Source organism: Allobosea sp. R86505 (assembly GCF_042466375.1).
Classification (GTDB): Bacteria; Pseudomonadota; Alphaproteobacteria; order Rhizobiales; family Beijerinckiaceae; genus Allobosea.
On the sequence record NZ_JAXHPY010000001.1, the window covers coordinates 1197779 to 1224232 of the forward strand.

A 26454-nucleotide genomic window follows, 5' to 3' on the forward strand; every position below is an offset into this window, starting at 1 on the left:
TCTGCCTGTCGGTCGAAGCGGGCGCGCAGCGGATCACTTGATCCGCTCGAGCACCGAGACGTAGTTCGCCACTGCCGAGCCGCCCATGTTGAAGATGCCGCCGAGGCGCGCGTCTTTCAACTGCATGCCCTCCGGCGCCTCGCCGACGAGTTGCATCGCGCTGAGCACATGCATCGAGACGCCGGTGGCGCCGATCGGGTGGCCCTTGGCCTTGAGGCCGCCGGAGACGTTGACCGGCAGCTTGCCGTCCTTCTGCGTCCAGCCTTCCTTGATGGCGCGGGCGCCGTCGCCTTCTTTCGTCAGCCCCATCGCCTCGTATTCGAGCAACTCGGCGATGGTGAAGCAGTCATGCGTCTCGACGAAGGAGAGGTCGTCGAGCGTGACGCCGGCTGCGCTGAGCGCCTGCTGCCAGGCGCGCGTCGCTCCCTCGAAGCGCAGGATGTCGCGCTTCGAGACGGGCAGGAAATCCTGGACATGGGCCGTGCCGCGGAAGCCGACGGCGCGGCGCATGGTCAGCGCCGTCTCCTCGTCGGCGAGCACGATCGCCGCCGCGCCGTCGGAGACCAGCGAGCAATCGGTGCGCTTCAGCGGGCCGGCGACATAGGGGTTCTTCTCGCTTTCCTCGCGGCAGAAGGCGAAGCCGAGATCCTTGCGCATCTGGGCATAGGGGTTGTCGACGCCGTTCTTGTGGTTCTTCGCAGCGATCATCGCCAGCGCGTCGGACTGGTCGCCATGGCGCTGGAAATAGGCGGCCGCGATACCGCCGAAGACGCCGGCAAAGCCGCCCTGGGTCGCGCCTTCCTCGGGGAGATAGGAGGCCTTGAGCAGGTTCTTGCCGATCTCGGGGCCGGGCGTCGTGGTCATCTGCTCGACGCCGACGACGAGCACGATCCTGGCCGCGCCGGCCTTGATCGCGCGCACGCCCTGCTGCACGGCGGCGGAGCCGGTGGCGCAGGCGTTCTCGACGCGGGTCGCGGGCTTGAAGCGCAGGGCGGGATCGGCCTGGAGGACGAGCGAGGCGGTGAAATCCTGCGCCGAGAAGCCGGCGTTGAAATGCCCGAGCACGATCTCATCGACCTGGTCGGCGGTGATGCCGGCATCGACGAGTGCGTCGTTGGTGACCCGGACGATCAGGCTCTCGATCGTCTCCGCATCCTGCTTGCCGAACGGCGTGTGGGCCCAACCGACGATCGCAGCGCTCATGACATCTCTCCCTGCCAGCATTCTCGGGCGTTACCCGACTTTGCCGTCTCATGTGCGCTCGCAATCCACGCCTCGCAAGCGGGCAGGCGCGCATTTCCGGCGTGCGTGGAAAGAGGGACCATGATGCGGAACGGGGACGTCTACAGGGCGATGGACAGGAGCAGACCGACGCCGCCGACGATCATCGCCATCCCCACCATCTCGCGCCGGCTCGTGCCCTCGGCGAAGATCCGCCTCGATGCGAGTTGGGCCAGCGGCACCTCGATCAGGGCGAGCGTACGGACATTGGCGGCGCTCGTCAGCGAGAAACCGATGAACCAGCACTGCGAGGCGGCCGCGCCGAGGAAGCCCGCCGAGAGCGACTTCCGCCAGTTACGCAGGCTCGAGACCAGGGCCGGGCGGTTCGCGGCGAGCATGTAGATCGTCAGGACCAATGTCTGGAGAAACAGGCCGAGCGCCAGGATCGTGGTCGCCCGGATGAAGAAACCGCCCTCCGACAGAGCCTGGATCGCGCCGCGATAACCGATCGCCGAGAAGGCGAAGAAGGCTCCGGCGCCGACGCCGAGCAGGGCCGGCCGCAGCCCGGCGCGGGTCAGCTTCTCGCCCGGCTTCCAGGAAACGACCACGACCCCAGCAGTGGCGATCAGAACTGCTGCGAATTTCAGTGGTGTCAGCGCGTCGCCCAACAGGAGCGCGCCGAAGATCGCGACCTGGACCGGCTCGGTCTTGGTGTAGGCCGTCGTCACGGCGAAGGAGCGCTCGCGCATCGCCGCCAGCATCAGGGCGGTGGCGGCGATCTGGGTGAGGGCGCCACCCACCGTATAGGCCAGCGCGCCGGTTCCGATCTCGGGCGGCCAGCGCCCCGCCACGGCGCAGACGATGGCGAGGAAGACGAGCGCGAAGGGCAGGCCGAACAGGAAGCGGACTTGCGTCGCGCCGACGATGCCGATGATGTCGGTCAGCGATCGCTGGGTGAGGTTGCGCGCGGTCTGCAGCAGGGATGCGGCGATGGTCGCGGGGATCCAGAGAAGGGCGAGGCTCACGCGGCAGATCCGGGCGGTCGAGGGGGCTTCTCGCTTGTGAACCCTCGGCGGCGACTAGGCAAATCGCTCCGCTGGGGGTAGGTATGCGTGCCAGGGCGGGACTTCGTGCCGGCCGTCTCGAAAATGCCGCACGCGTCGCGTTGAACCCTCTTGCCTTCAACCCTCGTCAAGCCAGGTTCAAGACCCGCCCGATGATCGTCTCCCGCCTCACCGCCGCCCTTCTCTTCGGTTCCGTGCTGGTCGGCCCGGCCCATGCCGGCACCAGTCTCGTGATCGACGCCGCCAGCGGCGCGGTGCTTTCGGCGGAGAATGCCGGCCAACCCTGGCATCCGGCCTCGACGACGAAGATGATGACGGCCTATCTCGCGCTGAAGGCGGTGCGGGAGGGTCGACTCGGCCTGGGGACAGCGATCCCGGCTTCCAAGCTGGCGGCGAGCCAGCCGCGGGTAAAGGTCTACATCAAGGCCGGTCAGGAGGTCACGCTCGACAACGCCCTGCGGATCATGATGGTGAAGTCCGCCAACGACATCGCCTATGTGATCGCCGAGGGTGTCGGCGGCGATGTCGGGCGCTTCGTGGCGATGATGAACGCGGAGGCTGCGCGGCTGGGCATGCGCGACAGCCATTTCGTCAACCCCAATGGGTGGCACCATCCCGACCAGCAGACCAGCGCGCGCGACCTCGCCATCCTCGCCATGGCGCTGATGCGCGAGTTCCCGGATTACGCGGATTACTGGAACACGCCCGCCGTCCAGCTCGGCAAGCAGGTGCTGAACAACACCAATGGGCTGGTGGGCCGCTATCCCGGCGTCGGTGGCATGAAGACAGGCTATGTCTGTGCCTCCGGTTTCAACGTGGTCGCCACCGCGAACCGGGGCGGGCGCACGCTGATCGCCGTGGTGCTCGGCGCGCTGTCGGGGGCGGAGCGGACCGTAAAGGCGGCGCAACTCCTGGATGACGGTTTCGGCAAATGGGGCGGGACGGGCTACACCGTTGCGTCGCTGCCCTCGCAGGGCGGCCGCGCGCAAAGCATCTGCGACGACGTCCGGCGCAAGGGCGGTGGAATTGCGCTGGCCGACGATGCCGATTCCTCGGGTCCGGTCGCGGCCCAGGCGAGCGGCAACGCCGAAGATGGAGGGCGCTTCGCCACGGTCTCGGCACCCGTTTTCGCCAACACCTCCTCGGTGCTGACGCGCCTGCCATCCGGCAAGATCTCGCTCGGTCCCCGGGCCGAGGCCATTCCCGTTCCGGTCGCTTTCGGCCGCACGGCGGCCTCGGCCAACGCCCCGCTCGCCGCCAATGTCACCGGCGGCGGCGACAGCCGCGTCGCGCGCGGCGCGGCGCCGGTGATTGCGCCCTCGGCTCCGGTGGCGGCAGGGCTCTTCGGAGCACAGGGCAGCGGGCTCTTCGCCGATCGCGGGCGTACGCCATCGAGCAATGGCGCGATTCCGGGTGCGACCACCGCCTTTGCACCGAGCGATCCGGAGGTGGCGCAGTCCTCCGGCGCCGGCGGGCCGCTGCGTCTGCAGGGAGCCGTCCGGACCGGCGCGGCCGCGCCCGCCAGCCTGCGCGGCGGTGCGGCTGCCGGCATCAAGCCGCTGCCGCGCCCTCCGGCGAAGCCGCTTCTGGTCAAGCCCTCCGCCAAGGCCACGCCGACGACCGCCGCATCTAAGCCGGCCCAGGGCAAGCCCGCCCAGGCCGCCGCCAAGCCGCAGCCGGTGAAGCCCGCGGCGAAGCCGAAGGCCAAGACCAAGCCCAACGACGACGCCTGAGCATGACGTCTTGACAGCCGATCCGGCTCAGACCGCCCGGCGGCAGGGCATGATCATGGCTCTGGCTTCGGCCGCGGCCTATGGCACCAACATCGTCAGCGCGCAGATCGCCGGCCAGGCCGGTCTGAGCGGGCCGCTGCTGGTCTTCTACCGCGTCTTCATCATGCTCGCGCTGGTGGGTCTGGCACTGCTGATCTGGCGCTCCTCCCTCGTCGTCCCGCGCTCCGAGCGTCGCGCGCTCCTGCTCTTCGGGGTGATGAGCGCGCTGGTCGGCTCGGCCTATCTCTCCTCCGTCGCCTTCCTGCCGGTGACGGTCGCGGCCGTGGTGTTCTTCACCTATCCGGTGATGATCGTGCTGGCCGAGCCCTTCGTGACGCGCATTGCCTTTCGGCCGGAGCGCCTGCTCGCGGCGCTGGTGGCCTTCGTCGGCGTCGCGCTGGTGGTGGGGCCGGATTTCCATGGGCTCGATCCCCGCGGCCTCGTCCTGGCGCTGCTCGCCAGCCTCGGCGCCGCCACGCAGTTCTTCGCCGGAGCCGCCCTGACGCGCACGCCGCTGACGGCCCGGCTGTTCTGGTCGCATGTGCTGATCCTGCCGGTGACGGCGCTGATCCTCGTCGTCACCGGCGGCTTCCAGTCGCCGGCCGCCTTCGCGCTGGCGCCGCTGGCCGCGGCGGTGACGATCGGTGGGTATCTGATCGGCTTCCTGCTGCAGGTCTCGGCGATGACGCGGATTTCGCCCGGGGCGGCCGGCCTGGCCTACTGTGCAGAGCCGGTCTGCGCGGTTTTGATCGCTGCGGTGGTGCTCGGCGAGCGGCTGGGACCGCTGCAATATCTCGGCTGCGCCCTTGTCGTCGTCACGCTGGTCATTAATGTAACATTAGAACATATGCGGCGCCCGACAGCGCCGGCCTGAAACCCTGCGTCCGAGGCGAGTGCCGTCGTCATGTCCCTTTCGCAAGCCCGTCCCGAGCCGCTGCCGCTGACCCTGCTGACCGGGTTCCTGGGCGCGGGCAAGACCACCCTGCTCAACCGCCTTCTGAAGGATCCCGCGCTCGCGCAGACCGTCGTGATCGTCAACGAGTTCGGTGAGGTCGGTCTCGACCACCTGCTGATCCAGGGCGTCGAGGATGGCATGATCCTGCTCGATTCCGGCTGCCTGTGCTGCACGATCCGCGACGACCTGATCGTGACGATGGAAGATCTGCTGCGGCGGCGCGACAATGGCCGCATCAGCCCGTTCAGCCGGGTCGTGATCGAGACGACGGGCCTCGCCGACCCCGCGCCGATCCTCAACGTGCTGATCAACCACCCCTATCTCGCGATGCGCTTCCGGCTCGACGGCGTGGTGACGCTGGTCGATGCCGTCAACGGCATGGCGACGCTGGACGCGCATGAGGAGGCGCGCAAGCAGGTGGTCGCAGCCGACCGCCTGGTGCTGACCAAGGCGGATCTGGTGGAGGGCCTGGCCCAGCTGGCACCGTTGCGGCAGCGTCTGGCGCTGCTCAACCCCGGCGTCGCCGTGCTCGGCCCACAGGTGGCCGCCAGTTCGCTGTTCGGCGCCGGCCTCTACGATCTGGCGCTGCGCCCGGCCGAGATCGGCCAGTGGCTGGCGCGCGAAACCTTGCCGGGCGAGCGGCCGCAGCACGCTCACGACCATGGCGAGCACCATCATGGGCACCATCACGATCATGGGCACGACCATGCCCATCACGGCCATGACCATCACGATCACCATCACCACGACGTCAACCGCCACGACGCCAGCATCCGCGCCTTCGCGCTGACGGCGGACAGGCCGATCCAGCAGGCCACGGTCGATCTGTTCTGGACGCTGCTGCGTTCGGTCCACGGGCCGAAGCTGCTGCGCATGAAGGGGCTGGTGCAGGTCGCCGAGCACCCCGACCAGCCGCTGCTGCTGCATGCCGTCCAGCAGATCCTGCATCCCCCGGTGATCCTCGATGCCTGGCCCGACGACGACCGCCGCTCGCGCCTCGTGCTGATCGTCAAGGACATCGAGGAGAGTGTGGTGCAGCGGCTCTGGGCCGCCTTCCTCGGCCAGGCCGCTCAAGCCGGGACCGCCGTCAGCGCCTGAGCCGCGGGCTTCGGCCCCGATCTTGAAGCGAACCTCCCGATCGGTCGCGAGCGAGGCTGAAACTTGCCGATTCGGCACAGCCTCGCTCCAGATCGACCCAGCGCGGCGGAGGCAGGATCGCATGGATCGGGTCATGGCGTTGAGGGGGGCACCCTCGATGGGCGCGGAGAGCCGGGCGGCGTCGGTGGCGCCACACCTGCCGGAGCAGCCCATCGTCCTCGAAGCCCGGCCGCTGGCGGCCTGCGGCGAGATTGCCGGCGCCTGGGCGCATCTGGCCGGGCGCGCGCTCGAACCCAACCCATTCTACGAGCCGGGCTTCCTGCTCGCGGCCGCGCAGCATCTCGTCGCCTTCCGGGAGGTCATGGTCCTGCTCGCCTGGCAGGGTGCCGTGGAGGGGCCGCAGCGGCGCCTGCTCGGCTTCGTCCCGGTCTTTCCCCGGAACGGCTTCTTCCTGCCGGATGCGCTGATCGGCCTCAGCGACCGGCGCGTCGCCCATGGCGCGCCGCTGCTCGACCGGCAGAGCGCGGGCGCCGTCATCGAGGCCCTCCTCGCGCCGCGCCGGCAGCGCCTCCTCGATGGGCGCGGGCTCGTTCTGCGGGCGATCGAACGCGATGGGCCCCTGGCCGCGACCTTGCGCGAACTGGCCGAGACCGGCCGCCTCGGCGTCTCGTCGCTGCCCGCAGCCCCGCCTGCGCCGGCGCTGCCCCGCTCCGCCGCCTCGCTGGCGGCGCCGAAGGGCGCGGGCGGGCTGAAGTTCGTCGAACCGCGCTCGCAGGCCGCCCTGCGCGATGCCGTCGAGATCATCCTGGCGATGGAGGCGTCCGGGCCGCGCGGCCGGAGCGGCGCCGCAACGCTGCACGATACGCGCGAGGTCGGGTTCCTGAGGGCCATGACCCGCAGTCTCGCGCGCAACCGGCACTGCCGGGTCGGGCTGCTGATGCAGGAGGAAACGCCCGTCGCAGGCGCGATCGTGATCGGCCGGGGCGCGCGGAGCTGGCTCTATCTCGGCGTCGAGGATGAGGCGATGGCCGGGCGCGAGCCGCTGCGGGAGCTGCTCGCGGCGATGCGCAGGGCGATGCCGGCCCGCCGCATCCTTCTACCGGCAGGCCTGCCCGCCGATGAGGACGGCCTCCCCTTGCTCGGCGACGTCGCCCTCTCGGCCTCCAGCGCGGCCGCGCCGCGCGACCTCGCCGGCCGCGCGCGGGACGCGATCCGGCGCTCGCTGACGCGGCTTCCGCTGATGGGTCGTTCCGGGGTCAAGCCTCCGCGCGCAGGAGCCGCCTGACGATCTTGCCGGTGGTCGTCATCGGCAGTTCGTCGCGGAAGGCGATCTCGCGCGGATATTCATGCGCGGACAGCCTGCGGCGAACGAAGTCCTGCAGCTCGGCCGCGAGTTCGGGCGTGCCGCGCAAGCCCTCCTTCAGCACGACGAAGGCCTTGACGATCTCGGTGCGCAGCGGGTCGGGCTTGCCAACGACGGCGGCCAGTGCCACCGCATCATGCCGCAGCAGGCAATCCTCGATCTCGCCGGGGCCGATGCGATAGCCCGAGGAGGTGATGACGTCGTCGTCGCGGCCGACGAAGCGGACATAGCCGTCTGCGTCCTGCACCGCCTGATCGCCGGTCTTCATCCAGTCGCCGACGAACTTGGCCTGCGTCGCCGCCTCGTTGCCCCAGTAGCGCAGGAACATGACCGGGTCTGGCCGGCGCACCGCAATCTCGCCCTGCTCGTCGGACGCGCAGACCGACCCGTCGGGCCGGATGATCGCGACCTCGTGGCCCGGCACCGCCTTGCCGATGCAGCCCGGACGGCTGACGCCGATGGCGGCGCAGGAGGCCAGCACGAGGTTGCACTCGGTCTGCCCATAGGCCTCGTTGATGGTCAGCCCCAGCGCCTCATGGCCCCAGGCCAGGGTCTCCGCGCCGAGCGCCTCGCCGGCGGCCGCGACCGTGCGCAGCCGCAATGCGAAACGCTCGCGCGGGCGTTCGACGCTGCGCAGCATCCGCAGCGCCGTCGGCGGCACGAAGGCGTTGCGGATGCCGAGATCAGCCATCAGGCGGAAAGCCTCCTCCGGCTCGAAGCGCGTCACCGGCCGCGCCACGACAGCGACGCCGAAATGCAGCGCGGGCAGCAGCATGTTGAGCAGGCCGCCGGCCCAGGCCCAGTCGGCCGGCGTCCAGGCGAGGTCGCCGGGCTGCGGCAGGAATTCATGCGGCATCTGCACGCCCGGCAGATGGCCGGCGAGGACGCGGTGGCCATGCAGCGCGCCCTTGGGATTGCCGGTGGTGCCGGAGGTGTAGATCATCAGGGCCGGATCATCCGGGCCGCTCGCCGCGACCGTGCCGTCGGGCCGGGCATCTGCCAGCAGGGTGCTCCAGTCGAGCGCATCGCCATCGGCGCCGTCCGTCGAGACGGTCAGCGAAAGCGCCGGCAGCGGCTGCGCGATCTGGCGGACCTTGGCCAGCCCCGGCGCGTCGGTGACGAGGACCTTCGCTCCCGAGTCCAGCAGCCGGTAGGCCAAGGCGTCCACCCCGAACAGGGCGGCCAAAGGCACGGCAATGGCGCCTAATTTATAAGCAGCCAGATGCGCGGTCAGGACGCAGCGGCCCTGCGGCAGGAGGATCGCGATACGGTCGCCGGCCTGCACGCCGCGCCGGCGCAGCCCATCCGCCAGCCGGTCGGACGCCTCGCGCAAGGCGCCGAAACTGACCGGCGTGACCCGCCAGTCTCGGGAAACCTCGATGATCGCCGTGCGGCCAGGGTCCAGCGCTGCCCAGCGGTCGCAGACCTCGGTCGCGATGTTGTAGCGGGGCGGGATCTGCCAGCGGAAAGCGCGGCGCAGCGCCTGATGGTCGCGAAGGTCGGAAAGGATCAAGGCTGTGGTCCGGGGGAAGGCGCCAAAATAGGCAGGAAGCGTGGTGTTGTCACCGCCAGCGAGCGCGAGGCTGCCTCGCCATCGGTGCAGGGTCGTGGCAGGCTGCGAGGTGAGGAGTGGCCGGGCTGCCCGGCGCAACGGGGCCGATCAATGCTGGATGCCGCCGCTTACCTGGCTATCATGGCCGTTCCGCTGATCTTCGTCATTGCCGCGGTCCGCCGCGCCGCGCGCTCGGGGGAGGCCTCTACGAGCGACGATGGCGGCGGCGGCTGGTTCTCGGGCGATAGTGACGGCGGCGGGGATGGCGGCGGCGGAGGTGACTGAGGCACGGGGCACGGTCAGGGCCGGTCCTTGGCCGCCAATCCCGCGACATCGGCGATGATGCCGTCGAGCTCGAAGTTCTTCGGGGTGTAGACGGCCGCGACGCCCATGTTGCGCAGCGCGTTCTCGTCCTCCGGCGGGATGATGCCGCCGACCACGACGGGCACGTTCATGCCGGCGACGCGCAGGCGGGCGGTGACGTCGCGCACCAGCGGCAGATGTGAGCCCGAGAGGATCGACAGCCCGATGATGTCGGCCTGCGTCTCCTGCGCCTGGGCGACGATTTCCTCCGGCGTCTGGCGGATGCCGCCATAGCTCACCGCCATGCCGGCGTCGCGGGCGCGCACCGCGATCTGCTCGGCGCCGTTGGAGTGGCCATCGAGGCCGGGCTTGCCGACGAGGAAGCGCGGCGTGCGGCCGAGCTTCTCGGTGGCGCGGGCGACTGCGGCCTTGACGGTGGCGAGTCCTTCATTGCTGCCGAGCTTGGTTGTGTCGACACCGGTGGGGGCGCGGTACTCGCCGAAGATCTCGCGCAGGGTCTGCGCCCATTCGCCGGTGGTGACGCCGGCCTTGGCGCAGGCGATCGAGGCCGGCATGACGTTGCGCCCCTCCTTCGCCGCGGACGAGAGCTCGCCGAGCGCCGCCTGTGCGGCGCTGGCGTCGCGGGCGGAGCGCCAGGCCTTGAGCCGGCCGATCGCCTCCAGCTCGACGGAATCGGGCACCGTCACGACGCTGCCCTCGCCGGCCGAGAGGGGGGACGGCTCGCTGCTGGTGAACTTGTTGACGCCGATGACGATCTGCTCGCCGCGCTCGATCGCCTCGATGCGGCGCGCGCCGTTCTCGACCAGCGCCTGTTTCATGTAGCCGGTCTCGATGGCGGCGAGCGCCCCGCCCATGGCGTCGATCGTCGCCAGCTCGGCCAGCGCCGCCGCCTTGAGGTCGGCGACCTTGGCGTCGATCACGGTCGAGCCGTCGAAGATGTCTCCGAATTCGAGCAGGTCGGTCTCATAGGCCAGGACCTGCTGCATGCGCAGCGACCATTGCTGGTCGAAGGGACGCGGCAGGCCGAGCGCCTCGTTCCAGGCCGGCAACTGCACGGCGCGCGCTCGGGCCTTCTTCGAGAGCGTCACCGCCAGCATCTCGATCAGGATGCGGTAGACGTTGTTCTCGGGCTGCGGCTCGGTCAGCCCCAGCGAATTCACCTGCACGCCATAGCGGAAGCGGCGCATGGCCTCGTCGGCCACGCCATAGCGGCCGAGCGTGATCTCGTCCCAGAGCTCAACGAACGCCCGCATCTTGCAGAGCTCGGTGACGAAGCGCATCCCGGCATTGACGAAGAAGGAGATGCGGCCGACGAGCTCGGGGAACTCCGCCGCCGAGACCTCGGGCCGGGCGCGGATCGAATCCAGCAGCGCGATCGCGGTCGCCAGCGCGAAGGAGAGCTCCTGCACCGGCGAGGCGCCGGCTTCCTGCAGATGGTAGGAGCAGACATTCGTCGGGTTCCATTTCGGCAGTTCACGCGTGGTGAACACGACGATGTCGGTGGTCAGCCGCATCGAGGGGCGCGGCGGGAAGACATAGGTGCCGCGCGAGAGGTATTCCTTGACCAGGTCGTTCTGCGTCGTGCCCTGCAGCGCCTTGCGGTCCGCCCCCTGCTCGTCGGCCACCGCGATGTAGAGCGATAGCAGCCAGGCCGCCGTCGCGTTGATCGTCATCGAGGTGTTCATCTGCGCCAGCGGGATCTGGTCGAACAGCGCCCGCATGTCACCGAGATGGGCGATGGGCACGCCGACCTTGCCGACCTCGCCGCGCGCCAGCACATGGTCGGGGTCGTAGCCGGTCTGGGTGGGCAGGTCGAAGGCGACCGAGAGGCCGGTCTGCCCCTTGGCGAGGTTGTTGCGGTAGAGCTTGTTGGATTCCGAGGCGTCGGAATGGCCCGCATAGGTGCGGAAAATCCAGGGCTTGTCGCGCTTCGCCGACGGGCCGGCGGGGTCGATCGCGTTCATGCCGTTCCACCCTCTTTTCAGAGCAATCTCAATGTTGCACTGCGGCGAGAATAACGCCAGAGGGGCGGGGAAGTCGCTTGCGACCTTCGGATGAGCGCGAAAGGCGCCTCAGGCGGGTCGTTCGACGCCGAAGGTCGCGGTCAGCGTGAAGCTGCGCACCTCGCCCGGGGCGAGCAGGATCGCGCCGGCGCGCCGGTCGAGCGGCTCGTCGGGATCGGCCGGCGAGGTCAGGCCGTGCCAGGGCTCGATGCAGATGAAGGGGCCGTTCGGCTTGGTCCAGATGCCGAGCTGCGGCAGGTCGGCGAAGGCGAGCGCGATGCCGGGGCGGCCATCCGCACCATACCAGGCCCGGCTGCCCGCGCCCCCCGGAATGATCAGCGCATCGTCGGAAAAGAGCTGATGATCGAGCGTGAGCACGCCGTCGACGAAGGCGGTGGGGTGCAGGTCGGCCGCGCGCAGGCCCTCCGCGTCGAGCCGCTGATGGCCGGGGCTCGCGCCATTTTCGAGATGGATGCGGTGGGGCAGCCCGGCGCTCTCCGGCAGCGGCCAGGGGAAGGCCGGGTGATAGCCGAAGCAGAAGGGCATCGGCGCCGCGCCGGGATTAGCGACCCGCGCCGTCATGGCGAGCGAGGACCCCTCGAGCCGGTAGCTCATGTCGAGGATGAAGGCGAAGGGATAGGCCGCGCGCGTCCCGTCGTCCTCGGTCAGCCGCAGCGTGCAGGAGATGGCGTCCTGCGCAACCGTCTGGAACGGGGCGGTGCGGGCGACGCCATGGCTCCTGATCGGGTAGCGTCGGCCGTCGATCAGCACCTGGCCGCCCGGATGTTTGCCGATCACCGGAAAGAGCAGCGGCGAGCGCCCGGCCCAGATCGCCGGATCGCCGCTCCAGAGCCAGTCGCGGCCCTGCGCGTCCCTGACGGACTGCAGCTCCGCCCCGAGCGGGGCGATTTCGACGGCGAGGGCGTCGTTGCGCAGGCTGATCATCGGCGCATCAATGCCCGGCATCGGGCAGGCGCGGCAGCGGCATGAAGTCGACGCCTTCCTCATGCAGCATGCGGGCATCCTCCAGGCTGGCCTCGCCATAGATGGCGCGGCTGTCGCTCTCGCCGTGATGGATCTTCAGGGCCTCTTCCGCAAAGCGCTTCCCGACATGCTCGGCGTTCTCTGCCACCTGCCGGTGCAATTCCGTGAGCATCTGGCGGAGCGCGATCTCCTTCTCGCCCATCAGCGCGACCGGGGCGACCTCGGGCGCGGCCGCGTCCGCGGGCGGGGCGGCCGACGGGGCCGGCGCCTCGATCATCGTCTTGCCGCGGTCGGTGCGCGCGACATGGGGCGCCATGATGGCGCGCTCGACCTTGATGCTGTTGCAGATCGGGCAGGAGACGAAGCCGCGCCTGGCCTGCTCCTCGAAGCTGGCGGAGGTGGCGAACCAGCTTTCGAAGTCGTGGGCCTGCTCGCAGATGAGGGCGTATTTGATCATGGCGCGATGGCAGGCGAACGGCCTGGCGTGCCGCCGGAACCGGACGTGTAGGGAGGAGTGGCGCTCACGCGGCCAGCAACTTGTCGAGTTCGCCGCGCGCGTCGAGCGCGTGGATGTCGTCGGAGCCGCCGACATGCGTCTCGCCGATGAAGATCTGGGGAACCGAGGTGCGTCCGCCGGCCCGGGCGGTCATCGCCTGGCGCAGCTCCGGCTTGCCGTCGACGTCGATCTCGTCGAAGGCCACGCCCTTCTTCGTCAGCAGCGACTTGGCGGCCTTGCAATAGGGGCACCAGGAGGTGGTGTAGATCGTGACGGGAGGCATTGCGGGATCCATGCGGTTGGACAAGGTCTTAATGTAGGGGCTCGTCATGCTTTCGTCACCGGGCGAAACAGCCGGTCAGGTGCCATCGCTGACGACCCGCGCGAAAGTCAGGATGTCGACCGTGCGCGCGCCGCCGCGCAGCAGCGCCCGCGCCGCCGCATTGCCGGTTGCGCCCGTGGTCAGGACGTCGTCAACCAGCAGCACGTGGCGGCCCTCGATCTGCGGGCGGGCGGCCGGCGGCACTTTGAAGGCCCCCTGGAGATTGTCGGCCCGCTGCGCACGCGTCAGCCCGACCTGCTGGCGCGTGCGCTTGACCCGCGCCAGAGCGAGCGGCACGAGCGGAACGCCGGAGGCGCGTGACACCACCTGCGCCAGCGCCGCCGCCTGGTTGAAGCGGCGGGTCCAGAGCCGGAATCGGTGCAGCGGCACGGGGACGATCACATCCGCGTCGGGCAGCAATTCGCGGCCGGCCTGGATCATCATCCGCCCCATCGTCAGGGCCAGATCGGTGCGGTCGCCATATTTCAGCCGGTGGACCAGTTCGCGGGCGGTCCCGTCGAAGCGGCAGGCGGCGCGGGCCCGCGCAAACACCGGCGGATCGGCGATGGCGGCCGGCGAGACCAGCCCCTCGCCGAGATCGACGGCGAAGGGCGTTCCCAGCCGCTCGCAATAGGGCCGCTCGATGAAGCGCATCTCGCCCCAGCAGGTCGGACAGAGCGCCTGCGCCTCGCCCGTCGCAGCCTGACAGGCGATACAGGAGGGCGGGTAGACGATGTCGATGGCGGCCCGCAACCCGGTCCCGAGCCAGCTTGTCGAGGTTCCAAACATGTGCCGCAGCACCCGGCCGGAGATGGTTTGCTTCGCCTGGGAGGCGCCGGGAGGAGGATCATCGTCGAGGCCGACGTCCGGGGCAGTAGGATCGTGTCGTTCACGAAAGCCTGAAGAGCCGGCCCTGTCATGCTGCATTGCAGCACCTATCTTGAGGGCGTCCGACCGTCGGGGCCGCCGCATCGTCTGCGCCGCCCCGGACGGCCTCTCTTGCCGTCGGCCGCGCCGCGGCCCCTCCGAGGACCACCCCCATGACCCGATCCGATTCGTCCAGCCCCAAGCTGTTCTCGCCGCTGCGCCTCGGCGACATCGAGCTTGCCAACCGCGTCGTGATGGCGCCGCTGACGCGCAACCGCGCCACCCCTGGCAATGATGCGCCCAACGCGCTCAATGTCGAGTATTATCGCCAGCGCGCCGGCGCGGGCCTGATCATCTCCGAGGCCACGCAGATCTCGCAGCAGGGCCAGGGCTATGTCTGGACACCCGGCATGTACACGGCTGAGCAGGTCGCCGGCTGGAAGGCCGTGACCGACGCCGTCCATGCCGAGGGCGGCAAGATCATCGCCCAGCTCTGGCATGTCGGCCGCATCAGCCATGTCTCGCTGCAGCCGGGCGGGCAGGCGCCGGTCGCTCCTTCCGCCATCCCCGCCAAGGGCAAGACCTATGTCGAGAGCGGCTTCGTCGATGTCTCGGCGCCGCGTGCGCTTTCGCTGGAGGAGCTGCCCGGGATCGTCGCCGACTATGCGAAGGCGGCGGAGAACGCCAAGGCCGCCGGCTTCGACGGCATCGAGATCCATGCGGCCAATGGCTATCTGCTCGACCAGTTCCTGCGCGACGGCACGAACACCCGCAGCGACACCTATGGCGGCTCGATCGAGAACCGCGTGCGGCTGACGCTCGAAGTGGTCGAGGCGGTGGTGAAGGTGTTCGGCAAGGGGCGCGTCGGCATTCGCCTGTCTCCCGTCACCCCCGCCAATGATGCGCGCGACAGCGATCCGCAGCCGCTGTTTGCGCATCTTGTCGCCCGGCTGGACGAGGCGGGGCTCGCTTTCATCCATGTCATCGAGGGCGCGACCGGCGGCCCGCGCGACTTCCTGCCCTTCGACTATGACGCGCTGCGCAAGGCCTTTCGTGGCGCCTACATCGCCAATAACGGCTTCGACCGGGCGTCGGCGATCGAGGCGGTCGAAAGCGGGCGCGTCGATGCTGTCGCCTTCGGGCGGCTGTTCATTGCCAATCCGGATCTCGTCGAGCGGCTGCGGCGCGACTCAGCCCTGAACACGCCCGAGCCCTCGCTGTTCTATGGCGGCGACGGCAAGGGCTACACCGACTATCCGACGCTGCAGGACGCGGCGGCCTGACACGGTTCGTCCGAGGCGGTCCGTCTACCGGGAGGGGGCGCATCTCGGCGCCCCCTTCGCAATTTTCAGCATCGCCGTGCAAAAACAGTTGCAGGCCGGCGGCGGTGCGATTAAACAGCAGCCCTTGCCGCGCTGCTCCCATCGTCTAGCGGTCAGGACGTCGCCCTCTCACGGCGAAAACTGGGGTTCGATTCCCCATGGGAGCGCCATCGCGCCGCAATCCACCAGAAATCAATGCCTTAGCTGTCCAGCCGGCTCGTGAACCAAGCCGACTGCATAACAGGACGGCTAAATGGCGATCCCAATACACGTTACGCGTCGAGGCGAAGTCTATCATTATGCCCGGCGGCCATCGAATCCCGACTGGTGCGGGATCGTTCCGAAGGCGGGCGGAGGTTGAATTCTGCCGCGCCATCTCTTTTGGCTTCCGGGCTGGTAGAGTGTCCTATCGCCTGGCGGTCAACGCGCTTCGGACGTCTTCCACCTGCGCGGCCGTGACCGGCGCACCGTTATTGCCCCAGCTGGCCCGGACATAGCTTGCGACCGAGGCGATCTGATCGTCCGTGAGCTTCCAGCCGAAGGCCGGCATCGACAGCGGGCTGGGGCGGGCTTGCGTCGGAACCGCCCGCGCGCCCTCCAGAATGATGCGGATCACCGTGGTCGGGTCAGGGTCGTTGAGCTTGTTGGAGCCGGCGAGCCGCGCGAAGACATGCGGCACCCCGACGCCGGTCGAGACATGGCAGGCGCTGCAATTGTCGAAATAGATGGCCCGGCCGGCCTTCAGCACGGCCTCGCTGGGCCGCGACGATGGTGCGCGTGCCTCGGAATCGAGACTCTTCAGATAGGTCGCGATCGCGCCCAGATCCGCCTCGGTCATCTCTTCGGTCGACACGTTGACGACCTCGCCCATGCGCGTCAGAGCGCCGGTATGGGTATTGCGGCCGGTCTTCAGGAAGGTCACGATCTCGGCGGCGCTCCAGTCCTCGAGACCGCCATTGCGGCCGCCGCGGATATTCGGTGCGGCCCAGTTTTCCAGCCGCCCTCCCATCAGATGGCGGTCCTTGTTGTCGGCTCCCGCCAGGTTCCTTTCGGTGTGGCAGCCGGTGCAATGGCCCGGCCCCTCGACCAGATAGGCGCCGCGGTTCCATTCGGGCGAACGCGCCGGGTCCGCACGAAATTCGCCGGGCTCGAAGAACATCATGTTCCAGAACCCGACCATCCGCCGCCAGCTCAGCGGAAACGGCAGTTCATGCTCCTTGCGCTCTTTGCTGACGCGCGGGCGCGACGCCAGATAGTCATAGACCGCATCGACATCCTCGCGCGGCATCTTGGTGAAGTGCGGATAGGGAAAGGCCGGGTAGAGCCGCGAGCCGTCGCGCGAGCGGCCGTGATGCAGGGCGCGGTAGAACTCGTCCTTCGACCAGCGGCCGATCCCGGTCCGCTCGTCAAAGGTGATGTTGGGCGTATGGATCGTGCCGAACGGCGTCTCCATCGCACGCCCTCCGGCGAAGGCTTCTCCCCCGCCTCCGTGTGGCAGCTCTGGCAGTTCGCGGTCGCCGTGATGTAGCGGCCGCGTTCGACCTGGGCATGGGAATTCTGCTGGGCCGCGCCCGGCTGTGCCCAGATGGTGAGGACCCCGGCGAGCACGATCAGCGACCTCATGATTGCACCAGCGGACCAGGAGCGCGCAGATATTGGGAGCGGATCGCGTCGGCGGCCCAATAGGCGAGCGCGGCGACCGTTCCCGTCGGGTTGTAGCCGGCGTTCTGCGGGAAGACACCGGCGCCCATCACGAACAGGTTCGGAACGTCCCAACTCTGCAGATAGCGGTTGACCACGCTGTTGGCCGGCGTCGTGCCCATGATCGTGCCGCCGGTGTTGTGCGTCGTCTGATAGGGCATGGAATCATAGGGGCCCGAACGGTCCTCGACCTTGATCTCGCGGCCGCCCATGCCCTTGGCGATGGCGGTGACCCGCTCGGTCATAAAGGCCGCCATGGCGCGATCATTGGGCGTGAAGTCATAGGTCATGCGCATCAGCGGGCGCCCATAGGCGTCCTTGTAGGTCGGATCGAGATCGAGCGCGTTCGTCGCATAGGCCATCGAAGCCCCATGCGCGCCGACGCTGGTCGATTTCAGGAAATTGTCCGCGACCGCCTTCTTCCAGGCGGAGCCCCAATTGGGTGTGCCCTCGGGCGTGCGGTGGGTCTCGATCGGCCGGGCATTGGTGGTCCAGTTGGCGAGGTAGGCGCCGCCGATGAAACCCAGGCCGGAATGGTCGAAATTATCGCCATTATACTCGTCGACGCACATCCCCAGCGCGCCGGCCCCGACGAAGCCGTTGGTGTATTTGTCGTCGTAAAAGACCTGGGCGGAGGTCATGACCTGATAGCAGTAGTTTTTTCCCACCAGCCCTTCGCCCGTGAAGGGGTTGTAGATCTCGCCGATGCCGGACAGCATCATCAGCCGCGTGTTGTTGAGCTGATAGGCGCACAGGATCACGAGATCGGCTGGCTGCTCATATTCGTTGCCGTCGATATCGACATGGACCACGCCGGTGGCGCGCCGTCCCGTGCTGTCCTTCTGGATCGACAGCACCTCGTTCTGGACCTTGAGCGTGAAGTTCGGCTTGCGCATCAGGACCGGTAGGATCGTGGTCTGCGCGCTCGCCTTAGAGTAGTTGCCGCAACCGTATTTCTCGCAGAAGCCACAATAGCTGCAGGGTGCGAGTTGGACCCCGAGCGGGTTGGTGTAGGCGCGGCTCATGTTCGCCGAAGGACCGGGGAACGGGTTCAACCCGATTTCGCGCGCCGAGCGGGCGAACTGGTTCTGCGAAAACGTCATATGCATCGGCGGGTTCGGATATTCGGCGCTGCGAGGCCCCTCGAAGGGGTTGCCGCCTGCGACGATGGTGCCGCCCAGATTGCCGGCCTTGCCACCGATGCCGCAGAGTTTCTCGAACCGGTCGAAATGCGGCTCCAACTCGTCATAGGTGACGCCGTAATCCTGCACCGTCATACCCTCGGGCAGCGATCCGTAGCGCTCGGTGTTGTGTGAGGCGGCAACGAAGTCGCTGGGCAGAAAGCGCCAGGTCTGGCCGTTCCAGTGGACGCCTCCCCCGCCGACGCCTTCCCCGGGCAGAAACGAGCCCCAGCGGCGCATGGGCAGCGCCGTCTGTCCCCGGTTGTTGCGGAAAGTCAGCGTCTCGCGGGAGTTGTTCTGGAACATCTCCTTGCGCCAGTACCAGCGCAGTTCGTCGGGCGCCGTCGTGGTCGGAAAATGGGTCGGCGTGTCGCGCCAGTCGCCGCGTTCGATCGCCAGGACCTGAAGCCCCGCCTCCGTCAGTTCCTGCGCCATGATGGCCCCGGTCCAGCCGAATCCGACCAGGACCACGTCGACTGCAGGCAGCTTCTTCACGGCGCTCTCTCCTCCGATGGGCTGACCTTGTCCGTGTCAGCGCGCGCTCCAGCCAGGGCCGCCCATGAGGCCGACCGGTTCGAGCGCGATCGGCGCCCCGTTGTGGTTCAGGAAGTCGCGATAGTCGTAGCGAGCCCCGGGAAAGCCCACGAGCCGCCAGCCGACCATGTCGCGGTTGCCGCCATAGAGCGGATCGCAGAAGAAGCCCTCAATGGCGTTTTCCATGACCAGGGCGAAAAAGGATCGGGCCGGCACGTCGCCGAAAGGGAGATCGCCCTTCTCGAGCCGCGCCAGCACCGCGTCCTGCTCGCCGGTGCTCAAATCGGCGAAGCCGCGACCGCCCAACTCGGTGGCGCAGACCTGCTCGAGCGCCGCGATGCCGGCCCGGTACAGCCCCGCCGGCGGCTCGCGATACTGATAGCCCTGCTCCGTCGTGCCCTCGCCGAAGGGCCCCGCCATGTACCAGCGTTCGCCGCGCCCGTAGAAGCCGGCCAGTTGATTGTCGATGAAGCCGATGACGTTGGCGTCGCGCGCGCCCGGGCCGCGCTCATCGCTGGGGATGAGCCGCTCAACCATGGCCTCGATGCAGCGGCGCTCGGCGGCGGTGAAGAACCGCGCCCCATCAAACCGATAGGGCGTCGCGGCCCAGCCGGCGGTCCAGGGTATCGTTCCGGAAATCGTACGTGCCGACAGCGGCAGAGCGCCAAGGCCAGCGCCGGTCACCAGCAGCCCGAACAATACATCCCGTCGCTTATGGCCCAGGCTGTCCATCGTGGAGTCCCCCGTCATTTCAACTGAAATGCGCAGGGAGCGAAGATCGTTCCAAAAAACGTTGCGGGTCTGCCGGCGAGTGCCCGCGTCCGGATCGTTGCTCGGGAGGTGCGTCAAGCTGGGATTGGCGATCGCGAAGGCCGTGAACTCGCGGACCTGCCGGACATGGTCGCGCTGCGTGTGCTCGCCGAACCGGCGGATGGTCATATCCTCGATCATCCGCTGGCGCAGCACCTGTCATGACGAACTCTGGTTCGCTTCAGGTCAAGCTCATCACGGTTTCACGCTGGGCGCAGTGACCGGACGCCTCGTCGCCGATGTCGTCGCCACTGGAACGAGGTTCATCGACGCGCAGCCGTTCCGACCTGGCCGATTCTGACCGCAGCCATGCGTGACCCCGTTCAAGCTCGCTCGCGCATGCGTCTGGTCGCGCTCCTCATCGCGCACTGTACAAGCCGATCCGCAGCACTGGCTCGTGATGCCTTGGCCGCGTTATTGCGTAAACTGGAGCACCGGCAGGGTGTCGGAATCACAAGCCATGGCATGGCAGGTGTCGGGGGGACGTGTCGAGAATGGCCTATGACGTGATCGTCGTCGGGATCGGCGGCATGGGAAGCGCCGCCGCCTGGCATCTCGCCCGGCGGGGCGTGAAAGTCCTCGGTCTCGAACGCTTCGACATCCCCCACAGCATGGGCTCGTCGCACGGCATCAGCCGGATCATCCGCATGCCGTATTACGAGGATCCGGCCTATGTCCCGCTGCTAAGGCGGGCCTATGAGCTTTGGGGCGAGATCGAAGCGGCGACCGGCGAGGAACTGCTGGTCATCACCGGCTCGATCGACGCCAGCCCGGAGGATGACGCGCTGTTTCAGGGCGCTCTGAATTCGGCCCGCCTGCACGATCTGCCGCATGAGGTTTTGACCGGCGATCAGATCAATGCGCGTTACCCCGGCTATCGCCTGCCGTCATCGCATCGCGCCGTGTTCCAGGAGCGGGGCGGGCTGATCGCCAGCGAGCGGGCGATCGTGGCCCATGTCCGCGCAGCTCAGGCGCATGGCGCGGAGATCCATGCCCGCGAGGCCGTGCTCGGCTGGGAGGCGAAACCCAACGGCGACGGGGTGGTGGTCACGACAGATCGTGGCCGTTACGAGGCCGCGCGGCTGGTGCTGACCGCCGGTGCCTGGATCGGCGACCTCGAGCCCTCGCTTCAGGCCGTCGCGGTGCCCGAGCGGCAGGTTCTGGCCTGGCTTCAGCCCGCGAAACCGGAGTTGTTCGCGCTCGATCGCTTCCCCGTCTTCAACCTGCAGGTCGATGAGGGCCGCTATTACGGCTTTCCGATCTACGAGGTGCCGGGGTTCAAGTTCGGCCGCTATCACCACCGGGGCGAAACCAGCCGCGCCGACGATGTCAGGCGCGAGCCGGACGCGGAGGACGAGCGGCTGCTGCGGGACTTCAGCCAGCGCTATTTCCCGGACGGCAGTGGCCCGACCATGGCGCTGCGAAGCTGCATGTTCACCAACACCCCCGACGAGCATTTCATTCTCGACCGCCACCCCGACCATGAACAGGTCGTGCTCGTTTCGCCCTGCTCGGGCCATGGCTACAAGTTCTGCAGCGTGATCGGGGAGATCGTCGCCGATCTCGCCAGCGGAGACGGCACGACCCGGCACGACATCGGATTCCTGCGCCTGGCGCGGACGGCGCTGGCTGCCCCTCATGCATGATGGCCTCGATGTCGCGCCACGCGGCGGCCTGCGTCTGGGCATCGACATCGGCGGCACGTTCACCGATTTCGCCCTGGTGGATTCGCTGGGCTCGCGGGTCGGCGTTCACAAGCAGCTGACGACGCCGCGTGATCCCTCTCACGCCGTGCTCGAAGGCACGCTCGCGATCTGTCAGGCCGTCGGCTGCTCCCTGTCCGATCTCGTCGAGATCGTCCATGGCACGACGCTGGTCACCAATGCCCTGATCGAGCGTCGCGGCGACCGCACCGGCATGCTCGTGACGCAAGGCTTCCGCGACCTCTTCGATATCGGCCGCGAGCAGCGCTACGACCTGTTCGATCTCAGGCTTCGCTATGCCGAGCCGATCGTCGAGCGAGGCTTGCGGGCTGAAATCCCCGAGCGGCTGAAACATGACGGCTGCGTGCTCGTGCCGCTGGACGAGGCCGCCGTCGCCGCACACACGCGCCGGCTCGTCGAGGAGGAGCGGATCGAGGCGCTGGCCATCTGCTTCCTCCATGCGCATGTCGACGACCGTCACGAACGCCGCGCCCGCGAGATCGCAGGGGCGCTCTATCCGGCGCTGCACATCTCCCATTCGGCGGATGTCTTCCCCTATCCGCGCGAATTCGAGCGCTGGACCACGACCTGCGCCAACGCCTATTCGCAGCCGCTGGTCGACCGCTATCTCTCCCGGCTGGAGACGGGCCTGGCCGAGGCCGGCTTCCGCGGGCGGCTCTGGATCATGGCCTCGAGCGGCGGTCTGATGAGCCTCGACATGGCCCGGCGCTATCCGGTGAAGCTGCTGGAATCGGGACCTGCCGCCGGGGTGCTCGTCGCGGCCCGGATTGGAACGGCGGTCGCGGGAGGAGACCTGCTCTCCTTCGATCTCGGCGGCACGACCGCCAAGGGCGCGCTGATCCGCAAGGGCAGGCCGTTTCGCGCCTATTCCTTCGAGGCCGCGCATGCCTACGAGTATCGCAGCGGCAGTGGCCTCCCGCTGCAGATCCCCGTCCTCGACATGACCGAGATCGGGACCGGTGGCGGCAGCCTCGTCGCGCCCGATGCGCTGGGCCGGCTCCGGGTCGGGCCGCGCAGCGCCGGCGCCGAACCCGGCCCGGTGTCTTATGGCCGTGGCGGCAAGACCGCGACGTTGACCGATGCCAATCTCCTGCTCGGCTACCTCCATCCCGACAGTTTCCTCGGTGGCACCATGACGCTGGATCTCGACGCCGCAGGCGCCGCCTATCGCGAGCAGATCGGCGTGCCGCTGGGCGTCGATGCGTTGCGCGCCGCCTGGGGGGCGCATGACATGGCCAATGAGGACATCGCGCGGGCCTTCCGGATGCATGCCACCGAACGCGGCTTCGACTATCGCGGTTGCGCGATGGTGGCCTTTGGCGGCGGCGGGCCGCTGCATGCGGCGCGGATCGCCCGCAAGCTGCGGGTGCCGCGCGTGATCTTTCCGCGGGGAGCCGGCGTCATGTCGGCTTTCGGGATGCTGTCGGGCGCGCAATCCTTCGAGACGGTGCGGGCTTTCCGGCGCGGGCTCGACGCGGTCGAGGAGAGGGAGCTCAAGGCGCTTCTCGCGGAACTCGATGCCGAGGCCGCCGCGCCACTGGGCTCCGGCGCTGCCACGCACTGGCATCGCCGCTTCGACATGCGCTATCGCGGCCAGCACTACGACATCGAGGTCGAGCTTCCCGAGGCCTGCGCGAACCTCTGCGAGGCGCTGCGGACGCGTTTCATCGAGCGCTACCGCGAGATCTTTCACACCAGTCTCGATGAGCCGATCGAGATCGTCGGGTGCAAGGTCGAGGCGAGCGCTTCGGCTCCCCAAAGTTTCTCGACCAGCCCGGAGGACGAAAACCACGCAGGCGAGGCGATCACAGGCCATCGTCAGGCGTATTTCCCCGCAGCGGGCGGCCTCGTCGACTGCGCCGTCCTGGCGCGCTCGCGGCTGCGGCCGGGCATGCTCGTGGACGGGCCGGCGCTGATCGAGGAACCGGAATCAACGATCCTGCTCGACGCCGGTGACCGCGCTACGGTGCATGGCGATTTGAGCCTCGTTGCGGAGATCGCGACCCCATGACGAGCCCGGTTGTGACATCCCGCCGAACTCTCGATCCGATCGACCTCGCCATCGCCTGGGACAGGCTGATCTCGATCACCGACGAAGGCGCGGCGGCCCTGATCCGCACCTCCTTCTCGATGCTGGTGCGTGAGGGCTTCGACCTTTCGGTGATGATCTTCGACACGCGCGGCCGGCTGATCGCGCAGAGCCGCAAATGCATCCCCGTCTTCATCGGCACGGCGCCGGTGACGATGGCGCATATGCTCAAGCGGTTTCCGGCTGAGACGCTGGCGCCGGGGGATGTCGTCGCTTCGAACGACCCCGTCATCGGCACGGGCCATATGTTCGACCTCGCCCTGATGAAGCCGATCTTCAGGGGTGGGCGCATCGTCGCCTATGCCATGAGCATCACGCATCTGCCCGATATCGGCGGCATGGGCTTCTCGGCCGCCGCGACCGAAATCTACCATGAGGGTCTGCGGCTGCCGATCTGGAAGCTCTTCGCGGCGGGCCAGCGTGACGAGACGCTGGTCGAGCTGATCAAGCTGAATGTTCGGGTGCCCGAGCAGGTGCTGGGCGACATCATGGCGAGCGTGAGCTGCCTCGAGGTCGTCGACCGGCAGCTCGGCGAGTTCCTGTCCGAAGCGGGGCTCGCCGATGTCGACGAACTCGCCGTTTCGATCATCGACCAGACCGAGGCCGCCGTGAGGGCGGCGCTGGTCGCGATTCCCGATGGCGCCTACCGCAACGAAGTCGAGGTCGAGGCCTTCGGCGATATCCGGCGGCTCGTCTGCCGGATCGACAAGCGCGGCAGCGAGGCGGCGATCGACTTCGCCGGAACGGGTCCCTGCGTCGGGGCCGGCATCAATGTGCCGCTGTCCTATACGCGCTCGATGGCGCTCTACACGCTGAAATGCATCACCGCGCCCAGGCTTCCCAACAATGACGGCGCCACCGTGCCGCTCTCAATCAGCGCGCCCGTGGGCTGCCTGCTCAATGCGGTGCCCCCGGCACCGTCGGCCGGGCGGCATGTCATCGGCCATTTCATCCCCCCGCTGATCTTCGGGGCGCTGGCCGAGGTCGTGCCCGACCGGGTGATGGCGGGTAGTGGGCTGATCGACTTCATCACGCTGCAGGGCCGCCGGCCGGATGGCTCGGGCATGAGCACGACCTTCTGCGCGGCGGGTGGTTTCGGCGCATTGAGCGATCTCGATGGCCAGCCGACGACGCCGGGCTCGTCGAATATGGGCGGCATGTCGGCGGAGCTGTTCGAGCCGGAGAGCGGGCTGATCGTCGAGCGCAAAAGCCTGCGGCCGGATTCGGGTGGGGCAGGCGCCTATCGCGGCGGTCCGGGCCAGGAGATCGTGCTGCGCAATGACAGCGGCTTTCCGGTCAGCGTCTTCTCGATGGCCAACCGCACCCAGTTTCCGGCGCAGGGCTTCGCCGGGGGGCAGCCGGGCGCCTGCCGCGAGCATCTGGTCAATGGCGTGACGATCTCGCCGCAGGGGCGGCATGAGCTCGCGCCGGGCGACCGCCTGACGCTGCGCGAGGCTGGCGGCGCGGGCTTCGGCAACCCGCAAGCGCGGCCAGCCAGCAGGATCACGGATGATCTCAGACGGGGTTATGCCACGCCGGAGGGGGCGTCTCGCGCTTATGGGCCGGACTGGACGCGTCGATAGACGTAGAGGGTTTGAGCGAGGCAGGCGCTACGGCGCGGGATGAAGATTACAACGGATCGACATCCCGGATTTCGCACGGACTGGGAATGCTGGTTTTTGGAATGCGGTGCTGTTGCAGCATGGAGCCCCGGACCGGCTGCGACCTGTCCAAGGTGAGCGACGTCTGGTGGACGAGGATTTCGTCGCTGCTCTCAAGCTTTCGATCAGCGCAGCATGCGCGGCAGCCACAGCGTCAGGTCGGGCCAGAAGGTGATGATCGCCAGGGCGCCGAAGAGCGGGATGTAGAACGGCATCACAGCCTTCAGCACGGCGGGCATCGAGGTCTTGGCGACGTCCGACAACAGGAACAGCGCCAGCCCCAGCGGCGGCGTCAAAAGCCCGATCATCAGGTTGAAGACGAAGATGATGCCCAGATGAACGGGGTCGACGCCGGCCATCACCAGCGGTGCCGAGACCAGCGGCGCCACCAGAAGCGTCGCCGTCGTGCTGTCGAGGAACATGCCGACGATGATCAGCAGCACGTTGACGATGAGCAGCAGCACGATCGGGTCGGTCGAGATCGAAAGCAGGCTGCGGGTGAAGCTCTGCGGCAATTGCTCGATGGTCAGGATCCAGCCGAACAGGGCGGCGGCCGAGACGATGATCAGCACGGCTGATGTCGTCTTCACCGTGTCGAACAGCGCAAAGCGCAGCCTCGGCCAGGTCAGCCCGCCATAGAAGAACACCGCGATCAGGAGGATGTAGGCGACCGTGATCGAGGCGGCCTCGGTCGGGGTGAAATAGCCGCCGAGCATGCCGCCGACCAGGAGAAGCGGCGTCATCAGCGCCGGCGCGGCCGGCCAGAAGGTCGTCCAGAGCTCGCGGACAGTCGGCCAGCGCTTCGAGCGCGGATGGTTGTGGCGCTTGGCGAGCCAGGCCACGGTCGCCATCAGCATCGCGACATAGAGCAGCGCCGGCACAATGCCGGCGATCAGCAGCTGCACGATCGAGACGCTGGTCACCGAGCCGTAGATGATCAGCGGGATCGAGGGCGGAAAGATCGGTCCGACCACGGCCGACGCTCCGGTGATCGCGGCCGAATAGGCGCGCGTGAAGCCAGCCCTGACCATGGCACGGATCTCGATGCGGCCGAGGCCGCCGATATCGGCCAGCGCGGCGCCCGACGTGCCCGAGAACACCAGCGAGCCGATGACGTTGACCTGCGCCAGCCCGCCCGGCACGCGGCCCCCCAGCGTATGGGCGAAGCGGTAGATATGACTGGTGATGCCCGCCTGGTTCATCAGGCTGCCGACGAAGATGAAGACCGGAACGGCCACCAGCGGGAAGGAGTCCAGCGCATAGGTCATGCGCTGCGCGACCAGTTCCAGCGGGAACCCCGACAGCAGGACATAGAGCAGGGCGGGGACCGCGATCGCGACGACGACCGGAAAGCCGAAGATGAACAGCGCCACGAAGGCCAGGATGATGGTGATCGCCATGATGATCCGCC

General features: G+C 68.3%; 21 protein-coding genes and 1 tRNA gene. 10 read left to right on the forward strand and 12 right to left on the reverse strand.

Annotated features, from left to right (window positions below):
* Window positions 1-33: 33 nt before the first annotated feature.
* On the reverse strand, window positions 34-1203 hold the full coding sequence (locus SJY11_RS05785) for an acetyl-CoA acetyltransferase (protein ID WP_376985554.1): 1170 nt from the start codon (window positions 1201-1203) through the stop codon (window positions 34-36).
* Between the two features lie 140 nt (window positions 1204-1343).
* Window positions 1344-2246, reverse strand: coding sequence for an EamA family transporter (locus tag SJY11_RS05790; RefSeq protein ID WP_376985556.1), 903 nt, complete (start codon window positions 2244-2246; stop codon window positions 1344-1346).
* A 191-nt stretch (window positions 2247-2437) separates the two neighbouring features.
* Here SJY11_RS05790 and SJY11_RS05795 point away from each other — a divergent pair, with 191 nt between their 5' ends.
* The 4 genes from SJY11_RS05795 to SJY11_RS05810 all read left to right on the forward strand — a co-directional run bounded on the left by SJY11_RS05795 (window position 2438) and on the right by SJY11_RS05810 (window position 7395).
* Window positions 2438-4018 carry a D-alanyl-D-alanine carboxypeptidase family protein gene (locus tag SJY11_RS05795; RefSeq protein WP_376985558.1) on the forward strand — a complete coding sequence of 527 codons (1581 nt, stop codon included), beginning with the start codon at window positions 2438-2440 and terminating at the stop codon, window positions 4016-4018.
* A 55-nt stretch (window positions 4019-4073) separates the two neighbouring features.
* The gene (locus SJY11_RS05800) at window positions 4074-4931 is read left to right on the forward strand and encodes a DMT family transporter (RefSeq protein WP_376985560.1); all 858 of its coding nucleotides are present in this window, start codon (window positions 4074-4076) and stop codon (window positions 4929-4931) included.
* A 30-nt stretch (window positions 4932-4961) separates the two neighbouring features.
* Complete coding sequence (locus SJY11_RS05805; RefSeq protein ID WP_376985562.1) at window positions 4962-6110, forward strand: CobW family GTP-binding protein; 1149 nt, start codon at window positions 4962-4964, stop codon at window positions 6108-6110.
* A 133-nt stretch (window positions 6111-6243) separates the two neighbouring features.
* A complete protein-coding gene (locus tag SJY11_RS05810) occupies window positions 6244-7395 on the forward strand; it encodes a GNAT family N-acetyltransferase (RefSeq protein WP_376985563.1) in 1152 nt (383 codons plus the stop codon).
* Here SJY11_RS05810 and SJY11_RS05815 read toward each other — a convergent pair.
* Window positions 7367-8983, reverse strand: coding sequence for an AMP-binding protein (locus tag SJY11_RS05815; RefSeq protein WP_376989261.1), 1617 nt, complete (start codon window positions 8981-8983; stop codon window positions 7367-7369). The genes SJY11_RS05810 and SJY11_RS05815 overlap by 29 nt on opposite strands.
* 153 nt (window positions 8984-9136) lie before the next feature.
* Here SJY11_RS05815 and SJY11_RS05820 point away from each other — a divergent pair, with 153 nt between their 5' ends.
* Window positions 9137-9310: a hypothetical protein gene (locus SJY11_RS05820; RefSeq protein ID WP_376985565.1), complete on the forward strand. Its 174-nt coding sequence runs from the start codon at window positions 9137-9139 to the stop codon at window positions 9308-9310.
* A 14-nt stretch (window positions 9311-9324) separates the two neighbouring features.
* Here SJY11_RS05820 and SJY11_RS05825 read toward each other — a convergent pair whose 3' ends face one another.
* The 5 genes from SJY11_RS05825 to SJY11_RS05845 form a co-directional block, all read right to left on the reverse strand.
* The gene (locus tag SJY11_RS05825; RefSeq protein ID WP_376985566.1) at window positions 9325-11313 is read right to left on the reverse strand and encodes a methylmalonyl-CoA mutase family protein; all 1989 of its coding nucleotides are present in this window, start codon (window positions 11311-11313) and stop codon (window positions 9325-9327) included.
* A gap of 108 nt (window positions 11314-11421) precedes the next feature.
* Window positions 11422-12297 carry an aldose 1-epimerase family protein gene (locus tag SJY11_RS05830; RefSeq protein WP_376985568.1) on the reverse strand — a complete coding sequence of 292 codons (876 nt, stop codon included), beginning with the start codon at window positions 12295-12297 and terminating at the stop codon, window positions 11422-11424.
* Window positions 12298-12304: 7 nt separating this feature from the next.
* Entirely contained in the window at window positions 12305-12793 is a 489-nt protein-coding gene (locus tag SJY11_RS05835) for a DUF1178 family protein (protein WP_376985570.1), read from the reverse strand.
* A 64-nt stretch (window positions 12794-12857) separates the two neighbouring features.
* The gene (gene grxC / locus SJY11_RS05840) at window positions 12858-13115 is read right to left on the reverse strand and encodes a glutaredoxin 3 (protein WP_066722841.1); all 258 of its coding nucleotides are present in this window, start codon (window positions 13113-13115) and stop codon (window positions 12858-12860) included.
* Between the two features lie 75 nt (window positions 13116-13190).
* Window positions 13191-13943 (reverse strand): ComF family protein, encoded by a 753-nt coding sequence (locus SJY11_RS05845; protein WP_376985571.1) that lies wholly within the window; start codon window positions 13941-13943, stop codon window positions 13191-13193.
* Window positions 13944-14194: 251 nt separating this feature from the next.
* On the opposite strand from SJY11_RS05845, the gene SJY11_RS05850 reads away from it, so the two are divergent.
* Window positions 14195-15304, forward strand: a complete 1110-nt coding sequence (locus SJY11_RS05850; protein ID WP_376985573.1) for an alkene reductase — start codon at window positions 14195-14197, stop codon at window positions 15302-15304.
* Between the two features lie 134 nt (window positions 15305-15438).
* A tRNA-Glu gene (locus SJY11_RS05855) sits at window positions 15439-15513 on the forward strand.
* A gap of 236 nt (window positions 15514-15749) precedes the next feature.
* On the opposite strand, the gene SJY11_RS05860 is transcribed toward SJY11_RS05855, so the two are convergent.
* The 3 genes from SJY11_RS05860 to SJY11_RS05870 all read right to left on the reverse strand — a co-directional run bounded on the left by SJY11_RS05860 (window position 15750) and on the right by SJY11_RS05870 (window position 19710).
* On the reverse strand, window positions 15750-16796 hold the full coding sequence (locus tag SJY11_RS05860; protein ID WP_376985575.1) for a c-type cytochrome: 1047 nt from the start codon (window positions 16794-16796) through the stop codon (window positions 15750-15752).
* A 166-nt stretch (window positions 16797-16962) separates the two neighbouring features.
* Window positions 16963-18720, reverse strand: coding sequence for a GMC family oxidoreductase (locus SJY11_RS05865; protein WP_376985576.1), 1758 nt, complete (start codon window positions 18718-18720; stop codon window positions 16963-16965).
* A 36-nt stretch (window positions 18721-18756) separates the two neighbouring features.
* Window positions 18757-19710 (reverse strand): gluconate 2-dehydrogenase subunit 3 family protein, encoded by a 954-nt coding sequence (locus SJY11_RS05870; RefSeq protein WP_376985577.1) that lies wholly within the window; start codon window positions 19708-19710, stop codon window positions 18757-18759.
* A 353-nt stretch (window positions 19711-20063) separates the two neighbouring features.
* On the opposite strand from SJY11_RS05870, the gene solA reads away from it, so the two are divergent.
* Genes solA through SJY11_RS05885 form a run of 3 tightly spaced genes read left to right on the forward strand, consistent with a single transcriptional unit; the run spans window position 20064 to window position 24965 of the window.
* Window positions 20064-21215 carry an N-methyl-L-tryptophan oxidase gene (gene solA / locus SJY11_RS05875; RefSeq protein ID WP_376985579.1) on the forward strand — a complete coding sequence of 384 codons (1152 nt, stop codon included), beginning with the start codon at window positions 20064-20066 and terminating at the stop codon, window positions 21213-21215.
* On the forward strand, window positions 21208-23304 hold the full coding sequence (locus tag SJY11_RS05880; RefSeq protein WP_376985581.1) for a hydantoinase/oxoprolinase family protein: 2097 nt from the start codon (window positions 21208-21210) through the stop codon (window positions 23302-23304). The genes solA and SJY11_RS05880 overlap by 8 nt, the downstream gene beginning before the upstream one ends.
* Window positions 23301-24965, forward strand: coding sequence for a hydantoinase B/oxoprolinase family protein (locus SJY11_RS05885; protein WP_376985583.1), 1665 nt, complete (start codon window positions 23301-23303; stop codon window positions 24963-24965). Before SJY11_RS05880 ends, SJY11_RS05885 begins: the two co-directional genes overlap by 4 nt.
* Window positions 24966-25168: 203 nt before the next feature.
* On the opposite strand, the gene SJY11_RS05890 is transcribed toward SJY11_RS05885, so the two are convergent.
* Window positions 25169-26443: a TRAP transporter large permease gene (locus tag SJY11_RS05890; RefSeq protein ID WP_376985584.1), complete on the reverse strand. Its 1275-nt coding sequence runs from the start codon at window positions 26441-26443 to the stop codon at window positions 25169-25171.
* Window positions 26444-26454: the final 11 nt, after the last annotated feature.